A 15,134-nucleotide genomic window follows, 5' to 3' on the forward strand; every position below is an offset into this window, starting at 1 on the left:
TCGCGCCATCAGAGATGTGTATAAGAGACAGGTCGACCACTACGATCGTGACCCGGAACGCAACCTCGCCGAACTCGCCGCGCTGACCGCCGGCCTGCTCGAGGACGACCGCCTCACCGAGCCGAAGTGGACCGACCACCAGGGCTGGCGTTACGCGATCCCCGAAAACGGCGCCTCGAGTGGCTCATTGGAGCGAGCGGAGTCAGAGGGGTTGTACTGCGTCGGCGACTGGACCGCGGGCGAGGGACGGATCCACGCGGCGCTGCGAAGCGGCCTCGAGGTCGGCGAGCGGATCGCCGGGCGACGTCGGGACTGAACGATCGGACAAAAGGGGGGAAGAGGGGTGGATCAGCCGGGACGGCGTACCAGCGATTCGGACGCGGTTGGGGGGATCGGTCCCGGCTATCTCTTCGTTCAGCCCTCCAGTATAAATGCTTTGTGACGAAGTCTGAAAAATAGATCTAGAGGCCCCGAGCCACTCAGTTCGCTCGCGGCTCGAGCCGGATCGGGTACTCGGTCAGGTTCTCGTAGCCGTCCTCGGTGACGACCACCAAGTCCTCGATGCGGACCCCGCCTACCTGGGGGTCGTAGATGCCGGGTTCGACCGTGACGACGTGGCCCGGCTCGAGTTCGCCCCCGGTCGGCGAGAGGCTGGGCTGCTCGTGGATGTCGAGGCCGACGCCGTGGCCGGTGCTGTGGATGAACCCGGTCCCGGCGCTGGGATCGCTCCGGAGCGTCTCGTAGCCGGCGTCCTCGATGACGTCGCAGGTCGCGTCGTGGACGGCCGCGCCGGTGACGCCGGGTTCGATCGCCTCGAGAGCAGCGTCGAACGCCTCACGGGTGACGTCGTACCGCTGTCGGGCCTCCTCGCTTGGCTCGCCGCGGACGAAGGTACGGGTCATGTCCCCGAAGTAGCCGGTGCCCTTGTCCCGCGGAAAGATGTCGATCACGATCAGTTCGCCGGCCTCGAGCGTCCCGCTGCCGCGGTTGTGTGGGTCGGCGCCATCGGGGCCGCAGGCAACGATCGTCTCGTCGAGCGCGCAGCCGTGGCGCAACAGCGCGATCTCGATCTCCCGTTTGACCCGTTCGCTGGTCAGCTCCTCGCCGTCGCGGACGAGCGCGCCGTCCTCGATCTCGGTCGTCGCGATGAGCCGTTCGGCGACGGCCATCGCGGCCTCGTTGGCCGACTGGGTGGCGCTGATCTGGTTGGCTTCCCAGGGCGTCTTTGTCGCGCGGATCCCCTCGACGACGCCCTCGCGCTCGACAGCCACCTCGAGTCCCCGCTCGCGGAGCCCGTCGGCGGTTCCCGTCGGGAAGTTCCGCGGGACGGCGACCGAGTCGATCCCGTGATCGGCGAGGAACGCGGCGATCGTTCGCACCGTCCCCTCGTAGGAGCCGTGCTCGGCGACCAGCGCCTGATAGTCGTACGCCGATCGTCGGCTCACGGAGTCGGCGTCGGCCTCCTTCGTCGCGCGGCCGTACTCGAGCCCCGAGACCAGCAGGTGAACGCCGCCGTCGGCGGTGACGAGCGTCTGGTAGGCGTCGGGCGCCGTGAAGCCGGAGACGTAGCGCTGGTCGGAGTCGGAGTCGTCATCGTCGATGAGGTAGCCGTCGAGCGAACCGTCCTCGAGGACGGCGAGCAGCGGATCGAGATCGGGTTCCATGTCACGTGCTTCCGGAACCGTCCTACATAATTGCGGGGGTTGCGGACCGGCGTCGCCCCGCCGTCGGTCCGGCGTTGCCGCCGCCTGGATCGGTGGGTGAATCCGTCGCCGGACCCAGCATCGGACTCGAGTCGCCGCCGGCGTTCGATGACGGGTCCTCGAGGCCGTCGTAATTATAAACAAATGGACATATATCGAACGAGATGAGTTTCGGGAAGACTTTGAACCCCCCTCACGGAGTGGTGGAACGAGTCCCCGCGAATGAGTTCGCCATCGTACATCGTCGCCTGTAAGCCCGCGATCGGACTGTACGGCCAGCACGATCCAAGCGCCGTTCTCTTCGAGGACGGGACGCCGATCTTCGGTATCGAAGAGGAGCGACTGACGCGGGACAAACACGCCGTCGACACGTTCCCCGAGCGGGCGATCCGTGCCTGTCTCGACTTCCGGGACCTCGAGCTCGCGGATCTCGAGCGGATCCTCCTCCCCTACGACCCGAAACTCCGCGCACGCATTCGACGCCACTACGTCACCGACGCGATCACGGCAGAGGGTTTCGCCCGAAAGGTGTCGGCGCTCGAGGAGACCATCATCGACGAGATCCGGAGTCGGTTCTTCCCGACTCAACAGGTCGAGAGCAAGCTCGAGTCGATCGGGACGCCGATTCCGCCCGTCGAGTGTCTCTCCCACCACCGCTGTCACGCCGCAAGCGCGTTCCACCCCTCCGGGTTCGACGACGCGTTGATCCTGACGATCGACGCGAAAGGCGAGTACGACTCGACGGTAATCTGGCGGGGCACCCCCGACGGGCTCGCACGGGTCCGGACCTACGAACACCCCAACAGCCTCGGGCTCTTTTTCGCCATCGTCACCGAGTTCCTCGGCTACCGGATGTTCAACGGCGAGGGGAAGGTCATGGGGCTCGCTCCCTACGGCGAGCGACGACCCGAAATCGAACGCACCCTGCGAAGCCTGATCGACACCGGCGTCGACTACGACGTCACGGCGCTGACGAAGCGCTGGGGGACCGGCTACGGCGTCCGCCAGCTCGAGGAGGCGTTCGGCCGGTCGCGAAACGACGAGCCCGGCCAGTTCGACCAGTGGGAGAAGGACCTCGCCCGCACCGCCCAGGAGCTGCTCGAGGAGACGGTCTGTGAGATCGTCGACGCCTACCTCGGCGCCTCCCGGTCGAACGACGTCGCGCTCGCGGGCGGCGTCGCGCTGAACTGCAAGCTCAACAAGAGCGTGCGAGAGCTCGAGGCGGTCGACGACACGTTCATCCAGCCCGTCGCCCACGACGCGGGGCTCGCCCTCGGCGCCGGCTGGCTCGAGCGGCGACCCGCCGACGTCGAGCCCCAGACGACGGCCTATCTCGGCCCCGAGTACGGGACCGACGAGATCGAGTCGCTGCTCGAAACGAACAAGATCCAGTACGGCAAACCCGACGACCTCGAGGCCTACGTCGCCGAACGGCTGGCCGACGGCGCCCTCGTGGGCTGGTTCCAGGGGCGGATGGAGATGGGTCCCCGGGCGCTTGGCGCCCGGAGCATCCTCGCCGACCCCCGTACTGCCGAATCGCGGGATCGGGTCAACAAGTACGTCAAACACCGCGAGGAGTGGCGACCGTTCGCCCCCTCGATGCTCGAGTCCGCCGCTCCCGAGTACCTGATCGACGGCCAGCCCGCCCCGTTCATGATCGACACCTTCGACGTCCGCCCGGAGAAGGTCGACGAGCTCGAGGCGGTGCTCCACCCCGCCGACGACTCGACGCGACCCCAGACCGTCCGCGAGGACCAGCACCCCCGCTACCACCGGCTGATCAGCGAGTTCGAGTCGATCACGGGCGTTCCGGTCGTCCTGAACACCTCGTTCAACGACCACGCCGAGCCGATCGTCAACACGCCCACGGAGGCGCTCAAGGACTTCTACGGGATGGGTCTGGACGTGCTCGTGCTCGAGGACTGCGTCGTCGAGAAGGCCGCAGGGAAGACCGGCGAGGGCGCGCTCGAGGGCGACGCCGTGGCCGGGCCGACGGACGAGTAACGCACCGCGCCCGCCGCCCCTCTCGGCGACAGTCTCTCGCCCCTCGAAGTCGCTCGCCCGGGGTTCGCCGACCGCAGCATCTTTTGGCGCCGTCGTGTTGTGACGGCACACGATGCACGTCGCAGTTATCGGCGCGAACGGCGGAATCGGCCGCGAGCTACTGCCCCGCCTCGCGGACGCCGGTCACGACCCGATCGGCGTCGTGCGAGACGAGTCCCAGTTCGACGAGATCCGCGAGCGCGGCGGCGAGCCACGCCTGGGCGACCTCGAGGGCGAGTTCGAATCGGCCCTCGAGGACGCCGACGCCGTCGTCTTCACGGCGGGTTCGGGCGGTGACACCGACTGGGGAAAGACGTTGCTGATCGACCTCTGGGGCGCGCGGCGGGTCATCGACGCCTGCCTCGAGCGCGGGATCGACCGGTTCGTGATGATCAGCGCCTACCGGGCCAGCGAGCCGCTTGGCGACCCCGAGGCGATGCGTCCCTACTGGGTCGCCAAGCGCTGTGCCGACGACTTCCTCGAGGCGTCCGCGCTCGACGCGACGATCCTCCGACCGACGGCACTGACCGATGACGAGGGAACGGGCCGCGTCTCGGCGAGTTTCGAGTACGACGGCGAGGGCGGCGGCGACATCCCCCGCGCCGACGTCGGCCAGGCGGTCGTCACCGCGCTCGAGACCGACGAGACGATAGGCGAGACGATCAGGCTCTTCGGCGGCGACACCGCTATCGAGGACGCGGTTCGCCCCGAGCGCTGATCGCACGCACGGAGGTTTCGGCTCGGCGGTCGACTCGCGTCGACGGCGAACCCGTTCTGCAATACTACCAGCATCGGTACCGTGATAGGGCGCCCCTTCCCAGGAGTCGGTATGGACGTCACTATCACTCCCTCCCGCGTCGCGGGACGGGCTCGAGCGCCACCCTCGAAGAGCTACACCCACCGCGCGATCCTCGCGGCCGGCTACGCCTCGCAGACGACGGTCCGGGACGCCCTCTGGAGCGCCGACACGAAGGCTACAGCGCGCGCCGTCTCCCTGTTCGGTGGGAACGTCGACCGCGACGACGACAGCCTCGAGGTCGAGGGCTTCGACGGCCAGCCGGGCGTCCCCGACGACGTCATCGACTGTGAGAACAGCGGGACGACGATGCGCCTCGTGACGGCGGCGGCGGCGCTGGCCGACGGGACGAGCGTCCTCACGGGCGACGGGTCGCTCCGGAGTCGGCCACAGGGACCGCTGCTCGAGGCGATCGCCGACCTCGATGGCGAGGCCTTCAGCACCCGCGGCAACGGCCAGGCGCCGCTGGTAATCACGGGACCGATCTCAGGTACCGAGGTCTCGATCCCCGGCGACGTCTCCTCGCAGTACATCACCGCGCTGCTGATGGCCGGCGCGGTAACCGAGGGGGGACTCGAGATCGACCTCGAGACGGAGCTCAAGTCGGCGCCGTACGTCGATATCACGCTCGAGGTGCTCGACGACTTCGGCGTCGAGGCCGAGAAGACCAAGACCGGGTTCGCCGTCGACGGCGGCCAGCGCTACGATCCCGCGGACGGCGAGTACCGCGTTCCCGGCGACTTCTCCTCGATCTCGTACCTGCTCGCGGCGGGTGCGATCGCCGGCGACGACGGCGTCCACGTCGAGGGCGCCAAGCCCAGCGCCCAGGGCGACACGGCGATCGTCGAGATCGTCGAGGAGATGGGCGCTGACGTCGACTGGAATCGAGACGAGGGAACCATCGACGTCTCGGCGACCGACCTCGAGGGGGTCGAGGTCTCCGTCGAGGACACGCCCGATCTGTTGCCGACGATCGCGACCCTGGGCGCGGTCGCCGACGGCGACACTCGGATCACGAACGCCGAGCACGTCCGGTACAAGGAAACCGATCGGGTGAGCGCGATGGCCGAAGAACTAGGAAAGATGGGCGTCGAGACGACCGAGGAGCAAGAATCGCTGACGGTCCACGGCAGCGAGTCGACCCTCGAGGGCGCCGCGGTCGACGGGCGGGGCGATCACCGCATCGTGATGGCTCTCGCCCTCGCCGGACTGGTCGCCGACGGCGAGACGACGATCGCGGGCGCCGAGCATGTCGACGTCTCGTTCCCGAACTTCTTCGAGACGCTCGAGGAGTTGGGCGCGACCCTCGATCGTGAGAACTGAGCGGCGTCCGAACTCGAGCGCGAGGACTGACGGGAGCTACGCTCGAGCTCGAAACCTGGGCGAGCCGAACGGTCCTCAGAACGTGTAGGCCATCAACACCTCGTCGACGAACTCGTCGTCGATCGTGTAGTGGTTTCGACGGATGCCCTCGGTGTTCCAGCCGTGATCCTCGAGGAACGCCAGGGCCTCGTCGTTGGTCGCCGGAACGCTGTTGTACACCTTCCGGTAGCCGTTGGCCTCGGCCCAGTCGACCCCGCGGGTGAGCAGGGCGTCGCCGACGCCGCGTCGGCGGTGGTCAGGTCGGACGCCGACGGTGAGCTGGGCCGTCTCGCGGAGCTTCTCGACCTGCGGGAGGTCGAGGTGGACCCAGCCCGCGATCTCGTCGTCGATCGTGGCGACGAAGAACACCCGCGACTCGACGGTGTTGTGGCGGGTGACGGCGTCCTCGTACAGCAGTTGCTCGGCGACGCTCTCGGCGACGACGTAGGACTCCCTCGAGGTCACGTCGCGGATCGCGCCGACGAGCCCGTCGAAGTCCCGGTTCTGCCCAGGGCGGATGAGGTAGGTCCCGTCGTCGGTTGCGTACTCCTCGACCGAGCCGACGTCGAGCGCGAGCCGGACCGTGCCGCCGTCCTCCTCGAGGTAGCCCTTCGTCTCTAGTCCCTCGAGCTCCGTTCGGAACCGTTCGGGCGACAGCGACGTCATCTCCCGGATCCGGTGTCGAGCCGCCGTCCCGTGGCGTTCGACGTACTGGTAGATCGACCTGCTCGCCTCACTCTCGAACGTCGGCCGCTCGGGTGCGCGCATAGGGGAGGTCATCGGGTGGCACGAGCATAGTCCTTGGCATTCGGTACCATACTTTCCGGACCGCCCGCGCCGGTGGTACTATCCCGACCCAAGTCATCGGAAGGGGCATGCGAACGTCCCTCGAGTCGCGGCTCCGGCAGCGCCTGAGCGAGGGTGAGTACCTGTTTCCCGACTACGACGGCTACTGCGTCGCGAACGTGCCGGAGACGGCGCTGTCGCTGCTCGCCGACGGGTTCGAGCGACGGCTGCCCGACGACGCGCTCGAGGGCGTCGACACGGACGTCGACAATGTCGTTCTCTTCCTGCTGGACGGGTTCGGATACGAGCACTGGAAGCGCCACTGCGGGGTCCACCCGTTGCTCGAGCGCTTCTCGACTGCCGGCACCGTGGCGCCGCTGACGTCGGTCTACCCCTCCGAGACGGCCGCCGCGCTGACGACGATCAACACCGGTTCCTCGCCCGTCGAGCACGGGCTGCTCGGCTGGTTCCAGTACCTCGAGTCCGCCGGCGAGATCGTCGAGACCCTGCCGTTCCGAACGCTCGAGGGCGACCCGCTGGCGGACGTCTCGCCGTCCTCGGCCGCGTCGGAGCTGTTCACCGGATCGTCGATCTACGAGCGGGCCGAACGGGCAGGGATCGACACGTACACGCTCCAGCCGGCCGAGTTCGTCGACTCGGGCTACACCCGAGCGACGACCGCGGGCGCCACCCGGGTCGGCTACGACTCCGCGACCGACCTCGCGCTGTCGATCCGGCGAGCCCTCGAGGAGTCCGCGACGCCGGCGTCCGTCTACGCCTACGAGCCGACGATCGACACCGTCTCCCACGCCGAGGGGACGGGCACCGAACGCTACCGCCAGCACCTCGAGGCGATCCTCGAGCGGCTGCACTACGAGCTGGTCGAGCGACTCGACTCCGACCTCGCTGAGCGAACGCTGTTGGTGGTGACGGCCGACCACGGGATCGTCGACACCGCGCCCGACGAGAACGTCGTGATGAGCGACTGGGAGTCGTGGCCGGCGCTGCGGGAGACGTTCCGCCGCGACGAGGGAGGCGAGCCGCGACTGCCGACCGGAAGCCCGCGCAACGTCCACTTCCACGTGCGACCGGATCGCCTCCAGGAGGCTCGCCGGATCGTCGACTCGAACCTCGACGGTCAGACGTTCACTCGCGAGGAGGCGCTCGAGCGCGGGCTGTTCGGTCCCGGCGAGCCGTCCGCGCTGTTCGACCGGCGCTGCGGCGATCTGCTTGCCGTCCATCGGAACCGCGGATTGTGGTGGTCGGAGATGGATTCGATCGGGATGCACGGCGGGCTCACCGATGGAGAGATGCTGGTCCCGCTGGCCGCGGCCCGTCTGGACGCACTGTGAACGGACTGGTCCCGGGAGAAGACATATACGTTCACTGTCCCGTACCCCGAGCATGAGCCTTCCCGGCACGACCGATGTCCCGCCGGCCCTGGGGAACTTCCTCTATCTCGTCGGTGCGTTCCTCCTCACCGGAATCGCGACGATGGCGATCGTCGGCCTCACGGGCCTCGAGGGGGTCGCCGCCTACGCGGTCGCGGTCGCGTCGTTCGTCGCCGTCTTCGTCGGACTGCTCGCCGCGTACGATCGCTACTACCTCGTCGAGTGAGAGAAACCGAATAGAAGGTTACAGCGGCGACCGCTCGACCGGTTCGGCCTCGATGACCCCGATCGCGTAGCTCGCGATCCCCTCCTCGAGCGTCATCACGCTGAACGACCACTCCTCCTCGTCGGCCAGTTCGGAGGTGCTCGTCGTGGCCTCGTCGATCCGCTCGCCGTCGGCGTCGTGGAAGACGATACCCACTCGAACGGATCGAACGTCCTCGCCCGACTCGTTGACGACGAGCCCTTCGACCGAGCCCGAGAGGTCGTCTTCGACGAGCTCGTGCTCTTCGATCACGAGGCCCTCGATCGGCGGCCCCTCCTCGATCCGTTCCTCGAGATCGTCATCACCCTCGTCGTCGGTCTCCTCCGTATCGTCCTCGCCCTCGTCGTCAGTGTCTTCGTCTTCGTCGTCCCCGTTCCCGCCGTTTTCGCCGTTCGTCTCGTCGTCGTCGTCGCCGTTTTCGTCGTCGGTCCCGACTTCGGCGTCGTCCGTCTCGTCTTCGACGCCGTCGGCCTCGTCTCCGCCCTCGGACGCGCATCCGGCGAGGAGCGCCGAGACTGTAACGCCTGATCCAAGTAGCACCGTTCGTCTGTGCATGCGAGAGCGTATTCCGTTCGTCGAGTTGAGTATAGGCCGCCTATCCGTGGATCGAAGACCGGTCGCGAGGCCGTTCGTCTGCGTACGCTGTGCCTATCGTCGCACCGTCTCGAGCGAATCGGTCTTCGTCACCTCGCTCGAGCCGACCCGGCGGTTTTCGCTCGCAGTAGGCGTCCCCTTCGGATCGCTCGCAGCGATCGACCAGCTCTCGCCGACAGTCGCCGGTTGATCGCTCACCGGAGCGCGACGAGCAACAGGCAACACACCGACACGACGACCGAAGCGAGAGCGATCAGCGAGAGAACCGACTGCACCAACACGTCCTCGACCACGATCAGCCCCGCGACCGCGGTGATCCCGACCGCCGCGAGGAGCCAGACCGCGAACAGCTCGCGTCCCATCCCTCCCGTCTCGACGGACCGTGGTGAGCGACGCTGGCGTCGTCGGAGCGTTCGGAGCGCGTGAAATCGCCCGTCGTCGGAACTCCGGACGAGCGATCGCTTCAGTTGCCGCCAGACGTCGATGGTCTCGGCCGAGATCTGGTGGCCGTACAGGAGCAGGAAGTCGTACTCCTGAAGCAGCGACCGAAGCTGTTTGTGCATCCACTCCCTGGACCGTCTGGTCAGGTTGTGAACGATCTTCACGCCGATTCGTCCGTAGACGACGATATCGCAGTACCCAGTCCGTTTCGGCCGCAAGACCGAGTCGGCCGCGTTCGGGTGTCCCGCAGCACGGAGGTCGCGTCTGATCGAGCGCCGAAGGGATCGTTCGGCGACCCGCTCCGACTTCTCCTCGCTCCCGTCGATCCACCGTCTGAGGGCCAGGAGCACGTGCCAGTAGACGTGTTCGGTCTCCCGATCCGTGTCCGTCGTCCGTTCGTTCAGCCGAGCCTCGATCGCGGCGCACTCGTCGGTTCCCCTCGAGAGTCCTCCCTCTCCGACGGGTCCCGAAGGTAGCCGACTCATACTCCAAGTCCACCCTCTGTTTACATATATTCTCTGGCACGTTTGCCGCCCAGTCCGTCGGCGTTGACAGTGTCGTTTCCCTTGTCAGACGATGGCGATACTTGCTACACTCGCGCGCCAGCGAACCGACTTCGCTCGGTACGGGGCCTTCGGCCACCGGCCCTGATTTGCCAATCATGCACCCATAAGTACGCGCGCCACCGAGGGGCTGGCAATGAACGGCAACCGTTTCGGTCGCCTCTTCCAGGTGACCACGTTCGGCGAGAGCCACGGGGAGGCGATGGGCTGTACCGTCTCGGGCTGTCCCGCCGGCCTTGAGCTCTCCGAGGAGGACATCCAGGCCGACCTCGACCGACGCAAGCCCGGCCAGTCGATGATCACGACCAGCCGCGGCGAGCCCGACGACGTCTCGATCAAGTCGGGCATTCAGGACGGCTATACGACGGGGACGCCGATCGGCATGGTGATCCAGAACAAGGACGCCCGCTCGGGGAAGTACGAACCCTTCATCACCGCGCCCCGACCGAGCCACGGCGACTTCACGTACTCCGCGAAGTTCGGCACGCGCAACTGGGGCGGCGGCGGGCGCTCCTCGGCCCGCGAGACGGTCAACTGGGTCGCCGCGGGCGCCATCGCGAAGAAACTCCTCGCCCACGAGGGGATCGAACTCAAGGCCCACGTGAATCAGATCGGCGACGTCGAGGCGCCCGAGGTGAGCTTCGAGGAGATCCTCGAGCACTCGGAGGAGAACGACGTCCGCTGTGCCCATCCCGAGACCGCCCAGGAGATGCAGGAGCTGATCGAGGAGTACCAGGACGAGGGCGACTCGATCGGCGGCTCGATCTACTTCGAAGCGCAGGGAGTTCCGATCGGCCTCGGCGCGCCCCGCTTCGACTCCCTTTCGGCCCGGCTCGGACAGGCGATGATGGCGGTGCCCGCGACCACGGCGTTCGAGTTCGGACTCGGCACCGAGGCCGCCGAGTGGACCGGCAAGGACCGCAACGACGACTGGGAGTTCGATGCCGAGGGGACCCCGACCCCTGTCGAGAACGACCACGGCGGGATCCAGGGCGGTCTCTCGAGCGGCGAGCCGATCTACGGCGAGGTGACGCTTCACGCGCCAACGTCGATTCCGAAGAGCCAGCAGACCGCCGACTGGGAGACGGGCGAACTCAAGCAGGAGCAGGTCATCGGCCGCCACGACCCCGTTTTGCCGCCCCGCGGCGTCCCCGTCGTCGAGGCGATGCTCGCGCTGACGCTCGTCGACTTCATGCTGCTGTCTGGCCGGATGAACCCCGACCGGGTCGACGATCAGCCCGGCAGGTACGATACTGAGTACCACCCGAGCAGTCCGCGCAACGAGTAGCCGGCGCGATCGTCCGTTTTCCTCGCCAGCGGTAGTTCGCCCCTCGAGCAACGCGAATCGGACGCCCCGAGACTGGACGCTCGGAACCGTCGTCGTCCGCGGCCGGCCGGCCGTGTCGGAAAGCCGAACGCTCCTGTGGTACCAGTTCGTGGTGGCTGCTAGCACTTATTGTGGATGTTGTGTTACTCTTGCATGCCATGGGAGGTTTTGACATAGAGACCGAGGAGGGACGACAGGAAGCGTTGCGCCGAATGCTGACGATCCGGGCGTTCGACAGCGAGGCGGGCGACCGGTTCGCGGACGGAGAGATCCCCGGCTTCGTCCACCTCTACATCGGCGAGGAGGCGGTCGGCGTCGGCACCTGCGCATCGCTCGAGGACGACGACTACATCGCGAGCACGCACCGCGGTCACGGTCACTGCATCGCGAAGGGACTGGACCCGAAGTACATGATGGCCGAGCTGTACGGCAGGGCCGAGGGCTACTGTAACGGCAAGGGTGGCTCGATGCACATCGCCGACGTCGACGCCGGAATGCTCGGCGCGAACGGCATCGTCGGTGCGGGACCGCCGATGGCAACCGGCGCGGCGCTGTCGATCGATTACCAGGACCGCGACCAGGTCGCGGTCGGCTTCCTCGGCGACGGTGCGGTCGCCCAGGGCCAGGTCCACGAGGCGATGAACCTTGCGGCGACGTGGGATCTGCCGGCGATCTTCGTCATTGAGAACAACCACTACGGCGAAGGGACGCCCGTCGAGAAGCAACACAATGTCGATAACCTGAGCGACACCGCCCAGGCCTACGACATTCCAGGACTGACCGTCGACGGGATGGACATCACGGCAGTTGCGGAGGCCGTCGGCGAGGCTCGAGCGCGCGCCAGAGCGGGCGACGGGCCGACGCTGATCGAGGCCGAGACCTACCGCTACCGGGGGCACTACGAAGGTGACGAGGAGCCCTACCGCGACGAGGACGAACTCGAGCGCTGGAAGGCGCGGGATCCGATCGACTCGTTCAAGGAGCGGCTGATCGACCGCGGCGAACTCACCGTCGGGGAGTTCGATGAACTCGAAAGCGAGATCGAAGCCGAGATCGATGCGGCCGTCGACTACGCCCGGGACGCCGAGCCGCCGGCGCCCCACGAGGCCTACGACGACATGTTCGCCGAGACGCCCCCCGAAATCGAGCGGTTTGCGACTGCCGCGCGGACTGATGGAGGTGAGCGAATCGAAGATTCGCGATCCACATCGGATCGTTCGCGATCCGAGGGAGGTGAACGACGATGACCGCCCAGGCCGAACGCGAACTCGAGACCGAGACCGAGACGATGACCGTACGGGAGGCCGTCCGCCAAGCGCTGCGCGAGGAGCTCGAGCGCGACGAGGACGTCTACGTCATGGGCGAGGACGTCGGGCTCTTCGGGGGTGTCCTCGAGGTGACGAGCGGACTGTACGACGAGTTCGGCGGCGAGCGCGTGCGGGATACGCCGATCAGCGAGGCCGGCTTCATGGGCGCGGCGACGGGCGCGGCGGCGACGGGCACCCGTCCGGTCGTCGAGCTCATGTTCTCCGACTTCGCGGGGGTCTCGATGGAGCAGATCATGAACCAGATGGCGAAGATGCGCTACATGTTTGGCGGAAAAGCCGAAATGCCCGTCACCGTTCGCACCACCGAGGGCGGCGGTATGGGTGCCGCCAGCCAGCACTCGGGGACGATTCACACGTGGATAGCCCACTTCCCTGGCCTGATGGCTGTCGCCCCCGGCACCGCCGCGAGCGCAAAGGGGCTAACCAAGGCCGCGATCCGCTCCGACGACCCCGTCTTCGTCTTCGAGAACAAGATGATCTACGAGCAGGAGGGCGCGGTGCCGACCGACGAAGACTTTACGATCCCGCTGGGCGAGGCCGCGATCGAGCGCGAGGGCGACGACGTCACCGTCGTCGCCACCCAGCGGCTGGTCGGCGAGTCGCTCCAGACCGCCGAGAGCCTGGCCGAGGCCGGCGTCGAGGCCGAGGTAATCGACGCCCGATCGCTGTACCCCCTCGACACCGAGACGATCGTCGAGAGCGTCCGGAAGACGGGACGACTCATCGTCGCCGACGAGAGCCCGCTGTCCTACGGCACCCACGCCGAGATCGTCGCCCGCGTCCAGGAGGAGGCGTTCTTCAGCCTCGACGCGCCGATCCAGCGGGTCGGCACGCCCGACACGCACATGCCGTTTAGCACGCCCCTCGAGCAGGAGGTCCTGCCCGACGGCGACGACGTCCGCGAGGCGATCGAGCGGGTGACGTAGTGGCCCGCGTCGGACTGGTCGTCAACCCCGCCGCCGGACGGGACATTCGGCGGCTCACCGGCGGCGCCAGCGTCGTCGACGACTACGCCAAGCGACGGGTCGCCGACTGCGTCCTCGAGGGAGTAACTGCGGTTGCCGACCCCCCATCCGTCCGGCTGATGCCCGATCGGTCCGGGATCGCCGACCACGTTCTCGAGGAGGCACCCGAGGCACTCGAGGCCGAGACGCTCGAGATGCCGGTCGAGAACACGGCCGCGGACACGCGCCGGGCAGCCGCGCGGTTTCGCGAGGGAGACGTCGGCGCCGTCGTTGTCCTCGGGGGCGACGGGACGACCCGCGACGTCGCGAGCGGGATCGGCTCGGTGCCGGTCATCGCGGTCTCGACGGGGACGAACAACGTCGTTCCCTCGGCTGTCGACGGCACCGTCGCAGGCGTCGCCGCGGCGCTTGTCGCGACGGGCGCCGTCCCGGCTGCCGACGTCGTCGAACGACACGGACGGATCGAGGCTCGAGCCGAGACCCCGAACGGCGAGAAACGACTTACCGCGCTGGCAGCGGCCGAGGTCTCTTCCCGATCGTTCATCGGTTCGCGGGCGCTGCTCGATCCCGACGACCTTCTCGGGGGCGTGGTCTCGAGAGCCCACCCGGGCGACATCGGGCTCCCCGCCGTCGCCGGCGCGCTCGAGCCCGTCGCACCCGACGAACCGGGCGGCGTCGCCGTTCGGTTGACCGATCCCGAGAACTCCCCGAGAACCGCCCGGGCGGTGCTCGCGCCCGGCGTCGTGGCAACCGTCGGAATCAAGTCCTGCGAGCGGGTCGATCCCGACGAGCCGGTCGGATTCGAGGTTCCGGACGGCGTCGTCGGTGCCGACGGCGAGCGTGAACTCGAGCTCACCGACGCAAGCGTCGAGTTTCGGGTTCGCTCTGACGGGCCACGACTGGTCGATGTCGATGTCGCGCTCACAACCGGGGCTGACGCCGGCGCGTTCGCGCTCGAGGCGGTCGACGTGCCGCCGGCACCGGAGGACTGAGCCCGAGCGTTCACTCGCTCGAGAGTACGCCAAACGCTATTCTTCCGGCCGTCGACATCGTATCATGTTTGACGAGAACATATCACAGCTCGAGGTCGAACTGCCGGAACTCTCGCAGGTCGCGTTCGTCGTCGAGGACATCGAGGACGGGATGGACCGCTTCGGCGGCCTGCTCGGGATCGGTCCCTGGAAGATCCACCGCTTCGAGCCGCCCGCGATGACCGACCGCACCTTTCGGGGCGAGGATGGCGAGTTCTCGATGGTGCTCGCGCTGGCCCAGCTCGGGGATACGATGATCGAGCTGATCGAACCCCTCGAGGGACCCAGTATCTACACCGAGCACCTCGAGGAACACGGCGAGGGACTCCACCACGTCGCCTGCTTCGCGTTCGATGACCCACACGCCGTCGTCAAGGCGTTTGAGGACGCGGGCATGCCGGTGCTCCAGAGCGGGAACTACGAGGGCGTCGAGTTCTGGTACTTCGACACCGCGGACGAACTCAACGGGACGATCTTCGAGACCGCGGCGAACGTCGAGTCGCTCCCCGAGCCTGACGCGACGTACCCCGACTGAGGAG

General features: G+C 67.6%; 15 protein-coding genes and 1 pseudogene (1 of these 16 running past the window's edge). 11 read left to right on the forward strand and 5 right to left on the reverse strand.

Features of this window, described 5'->3' with window-relative positions; translation table 11 throughout:
• Positions 1-316 (forward strand): annotated as a pseudogene (locus C491_RS02540) (NAD(P)/FAD-dependent oxidoreductase) (it extends 642 nt beyond the left edge of the window).
• Between the two features lie 163 nt (positions 317-479).
• Here C491_RS02540 and C491_RS02545 read toward each other — a convergent pair.
• The gene (locus C491_RS02545) at positions 480-1,664 is read right to left on the reverse strand and encodes a M24 family metallopeptidase (RefSeq protein WP_005553570.1); all 1,185 of its coding nucleotides are present in this window, start codon (positions 1,662-1,664) and stop codon (positions 480-482) included.
• 261 nt (positions 1,665-1,925) lie between these two features.
• On the opposite strand from C491_RS02545, the gene C491_RS02550 reads away from it, so the two are divergent.
• The 3 genes from C491_RS02550 (at position 1,926) to aroA (ending at position 5,865) form a co-directional block, all read left to right on the forward strand.
• Entirely contained in the window at positions 1,926-3,707 is a 1,782-nt protein-coding gene (locus C491_RS02550) for a carbamoyltransferase family protein (RefSeq protein WP_005553572.1), read from the forward strand.
• A gap of 112 nt (positions 3,708-3,819) precedes the next feature.
• Complete coding sequence (locus tag C491_RS02555) at positions 3,820-4,464, forward strand: SDR family oxidoreductase (RefSeq protein WP_005553573.1); 645 nt, start codon at positions 3,820-3,822, stop codon at positions 4,462-4,464.
• Between the two features lie 111 nt (positions 4,465-4,575).
• Positions 4,576-5,865, forward strand: a complete 1,290-nt coding sequence (aroA, locus tag C491_RS02560) for a 3-phosphoshikimate 1-carboxyvinyltransferase (RefSeq protein WP_005553574.1) — start codon at positions 4,576-4,578, stop codon at positions 5,863-5,865.
• A 75-nt stretch (positions 5,866-5,940) separates the two neighbouring features.
• Here the strand turns inward: aroA and C491_RS02565 are convergent, their stop codons facing one another.
• Positions 5,941-6,672, reverse strand: a complete 732-nt coding sequence (locus tag C491_RS02565) for a GNAT family N-acetyltransferase (protein WP_005553575.1) — start codon at positions 6,670-6,672, stop codon at positions 5,941-5,943.
• Positions 6,673-6,779: 107 nt separating this feature from the next.
• Between C491_RS02565 and C491_RS02570 the strand changes: the two genes are divergently transcribed.
• Both C491_RS02570 and C491_RS02575 read left to right on the forward strand, forming a co-directional pair.
• Positions 6,780-8,042 carry an alkaline phosphatase family protein gene (locus tag C491_RS02570; protein WP_005553576.1) on the forward strand — a complete coding sequence of 421 codons (1,263 nt, stop codon included), beginning with the start codon at positions 6,780-6,782 and terminating at the stop codon, positions 8,040-8,042.
• Between the two features lie 52 nt (positions 8,043-8,094).
• Positions 8,095-8,307, forward strand: coding sequence for a hypothetical protein (locus tag C491_RS02575; RefSeq protein ID WP_005553578.1), 213 nt, complete (start codon positions 8,095-8,097; stop codon positions 8,305-8,307).
• An 18-nt stretch (positions 8,308-8,325) separates the two neighbouring features.
• On the opposite strand, the gene C491_RS02580 is transcribed toward C491_RS02575, so the two are convergent.
• The 3 genes from C491_RS02580 to C491_RS02590 all read right to left on the reverse strand — a co-directional run bounded on the left by C491_RS02580 (position 8,326) and on the right by C491_RS02590 (position 9,866).
• Positions 8,326-8,901: an FxLYD domain-containing protein gene (locus C491_RS02580; RefSeq protein WP_005553581.1), complete on the reverse strand. Its 576-nt coding sequence runs from the start codon at positions 8,899-8,901 to the stop codon at positions 8,326-8,328.
• Between the two features lie 93 nt (positions 8,902-8,994).
• Positions 8,995-9,138, reverse strand: coding sequence for a hypothetical protein (locus C491_RS22855; protein ID WP_160167135.1), 144 nt, complete (start codon positions 9,136-9,138; stop codon positions 8,995-8,997).
• Positions 9,135-9,866 (reverse strand): hypothetical protein, encoded by a 732-nt coding sequence (locus tag C491_RS02590; RefSeq protein WP_005553585.1) that lies wholly within the window; start codon positions 9,864-9,866, stop codon positions 9,135-9,137. Before C491_RS02590 ends, C491_RS22855 begins: the two co-directional genes overlap by 4 nt.
• A gap of 214 nt (positions 9,867-10,080) precedes the next feature.
• Between C491_RS02590 and aroC the strand changes: the two genes are divergently transcribed.
• The 5 genes from aroC (at position 10,081) to C491_RS02615 (ending at position 15,130) form a co-directional block, all read left to right on the forward strand.
• Positions 10,081-11,232, forward strand: coding sequence for a chorismate synthase (aroC, locus tag C491_RS02595; RefSeq protein ID WP_005553587.1), 1,152 nt, complete (start codon positions 10,081-10,083; stop codon positions 11,230-11,232).
• A 197-nt stretch (positions 11,233-11,429) separates the two neighbouring features.
• On the forward strand, positions 11,430-12,518 hold the full coding sequence (locus tag C491_RS02600; RefSeq protein WP_049891393.1) for a thiamine pyrophosphate-dependent dehydrogenase E1 component subunit alpha: 1,089 nt from the start codon (positions 11,430-11,432) through the stop codon (positions 12,516-12,518).
• Positions 12,515-13,525 carry an alpha-ketoacid dehydrogenase subunit beta gene (locus tag C491_RS02605; RefSeq protein ID WP_005553590.1) on the forward strand — a complete coding sequence of 337 codons (1,011 nt, stop codon included), beginning with the start codon at positions 12,515-12,517 and terminating at the stop codon, positions 13,523-13,525. The genes C491_RS02600 and C491_RS02605 overlap by 4 nt, the downstream gene beginning before the upstream one ends.
• On the forward strand, positions 13,525-14,556 hold the full coding sequence (locus tag C491_RS02610) for an NAD(+)/NADH kinase (RefSeq protein WP_005553592.1): 1,032 nt from the start codon (positions 13,525-13,527) through the stop codon (positions 14,554-14,556). Before C491_RS02605 ends, C491_RS02610 begins: the two co-directional genes overlap by 1 nt.
• A 64-nt stretch (positions 14,557-14,620) precedes the next feature.
• Complete coding sequence (locus C491_RS02615) at positions 14,621-15,130, forward strand: VOC family protein (RefSeq protein ID WP_005553593.1); 510 nt, start codon at positions 14,621-14,623, stop codon at positions 15,128-15,130.
• Positions 15,131-15,134 lie beyond the last annotated feature (4 nt).

The organism is Natronococcus amylolyticus DSM 10524, assembly GCF_000337675.1.
Classification (GTDB): domain Archaea; phylum Halobacteriota; class Halobacteria; order Halobacteriales; family Natrialbaceae; genus Natronococcus; species Natronococcus amylolyticus.

Bases quoted from the DNA above. Each gene is read 5' to 3' on its own strand.
- C491_RS02545 (WP_005553570.1), bottom strand. From the start codon at position 1,664: ATGGAACCCGATCTCGATCCGCTGCTCGCCGTCCTCGAGGACGGTTCG.
- C491_RS02550 (WP_005553572.1), top strand. From the start codon at position 1,926: ATGAGTTCGCCATCGTACATCGTCGCCTGTAAGCCCGCGATCGGACTG.
- C491_RS02555 (WP_005553573.1), top strand. From the start codon at position 3,820: ATGCACGTCGCAGTTATCGGCGCGAACGGCGGAATCGGCCGCGAGCTA.
- aroA (WP_005553574.1), top strand. From the start codon at position 4,576: ATGGACGTCACTATCACTCCCTCCCGCGTCGCGGGACGGGCTCGAGCG.
- C491_RS02565 (WP_005553575.1), bottom strand. From the start codon at position 6,672: ATGCGCGCACCCGAGCGGCCGACGTTCGAGAGTGAGGCGAGCAGGTCG.
- C491_RS02570 (WP_005553576.1), top strand. From the start codon at position 6,780: ATGCGAACGTCCCTCGAGTCGCGGCTCCGGCAGCGCCTGAGCGAGGGT.
- C491_RS02575 (WP_005553578.1), top strand. From the start codon at position 8,095: ATGAGCCTTCCCGGCACGACCGATGTCCCGCCGGCCCTGGGGAACTTC.
- C491_RS02580 (WP_005553581.1), bottom strand. From the start codon at position 8,901: ATGCACAGACGAACGGTGCTACTTGGATCAGGCGTTACAGTCTCGGCG.
- C491_RS02590 (WP_005553585.1), bottom strand. From the start codon at position 9,866: ATGAGTCGGCTACCTTCGGGACCCGTCGGAGAGGGAGGACTCTCGAGG.
- aroC (WP_005553587.1), top strand. From the start codon at position 10,081: ATGAACGGCAACCGTTTCGGTCGCCTCTTCCAGGTGACCACGTTCGGC.
- C491_RS02600 (WP_049891393.1), top strand. From the start codon at position 11,430: ATGGGAGGTTTTGACATAGAGACCGAGGAGGGACGACAGGAAGCGTTG.
- C491_RS02605 (WP_005553590.1), top strand. From the start codon at position 12,515: ATGACCGCCCAGGCCGAACGCGAACTCGAGACCGAGACCGAGACGATG.
- C491_RS02615 (WP_005553593.1), top strand. From the start codon at position 14,621: ATGTTTGACGAGAACATATCACAGCTCGAGGTCGAACTGCCGGAACTC.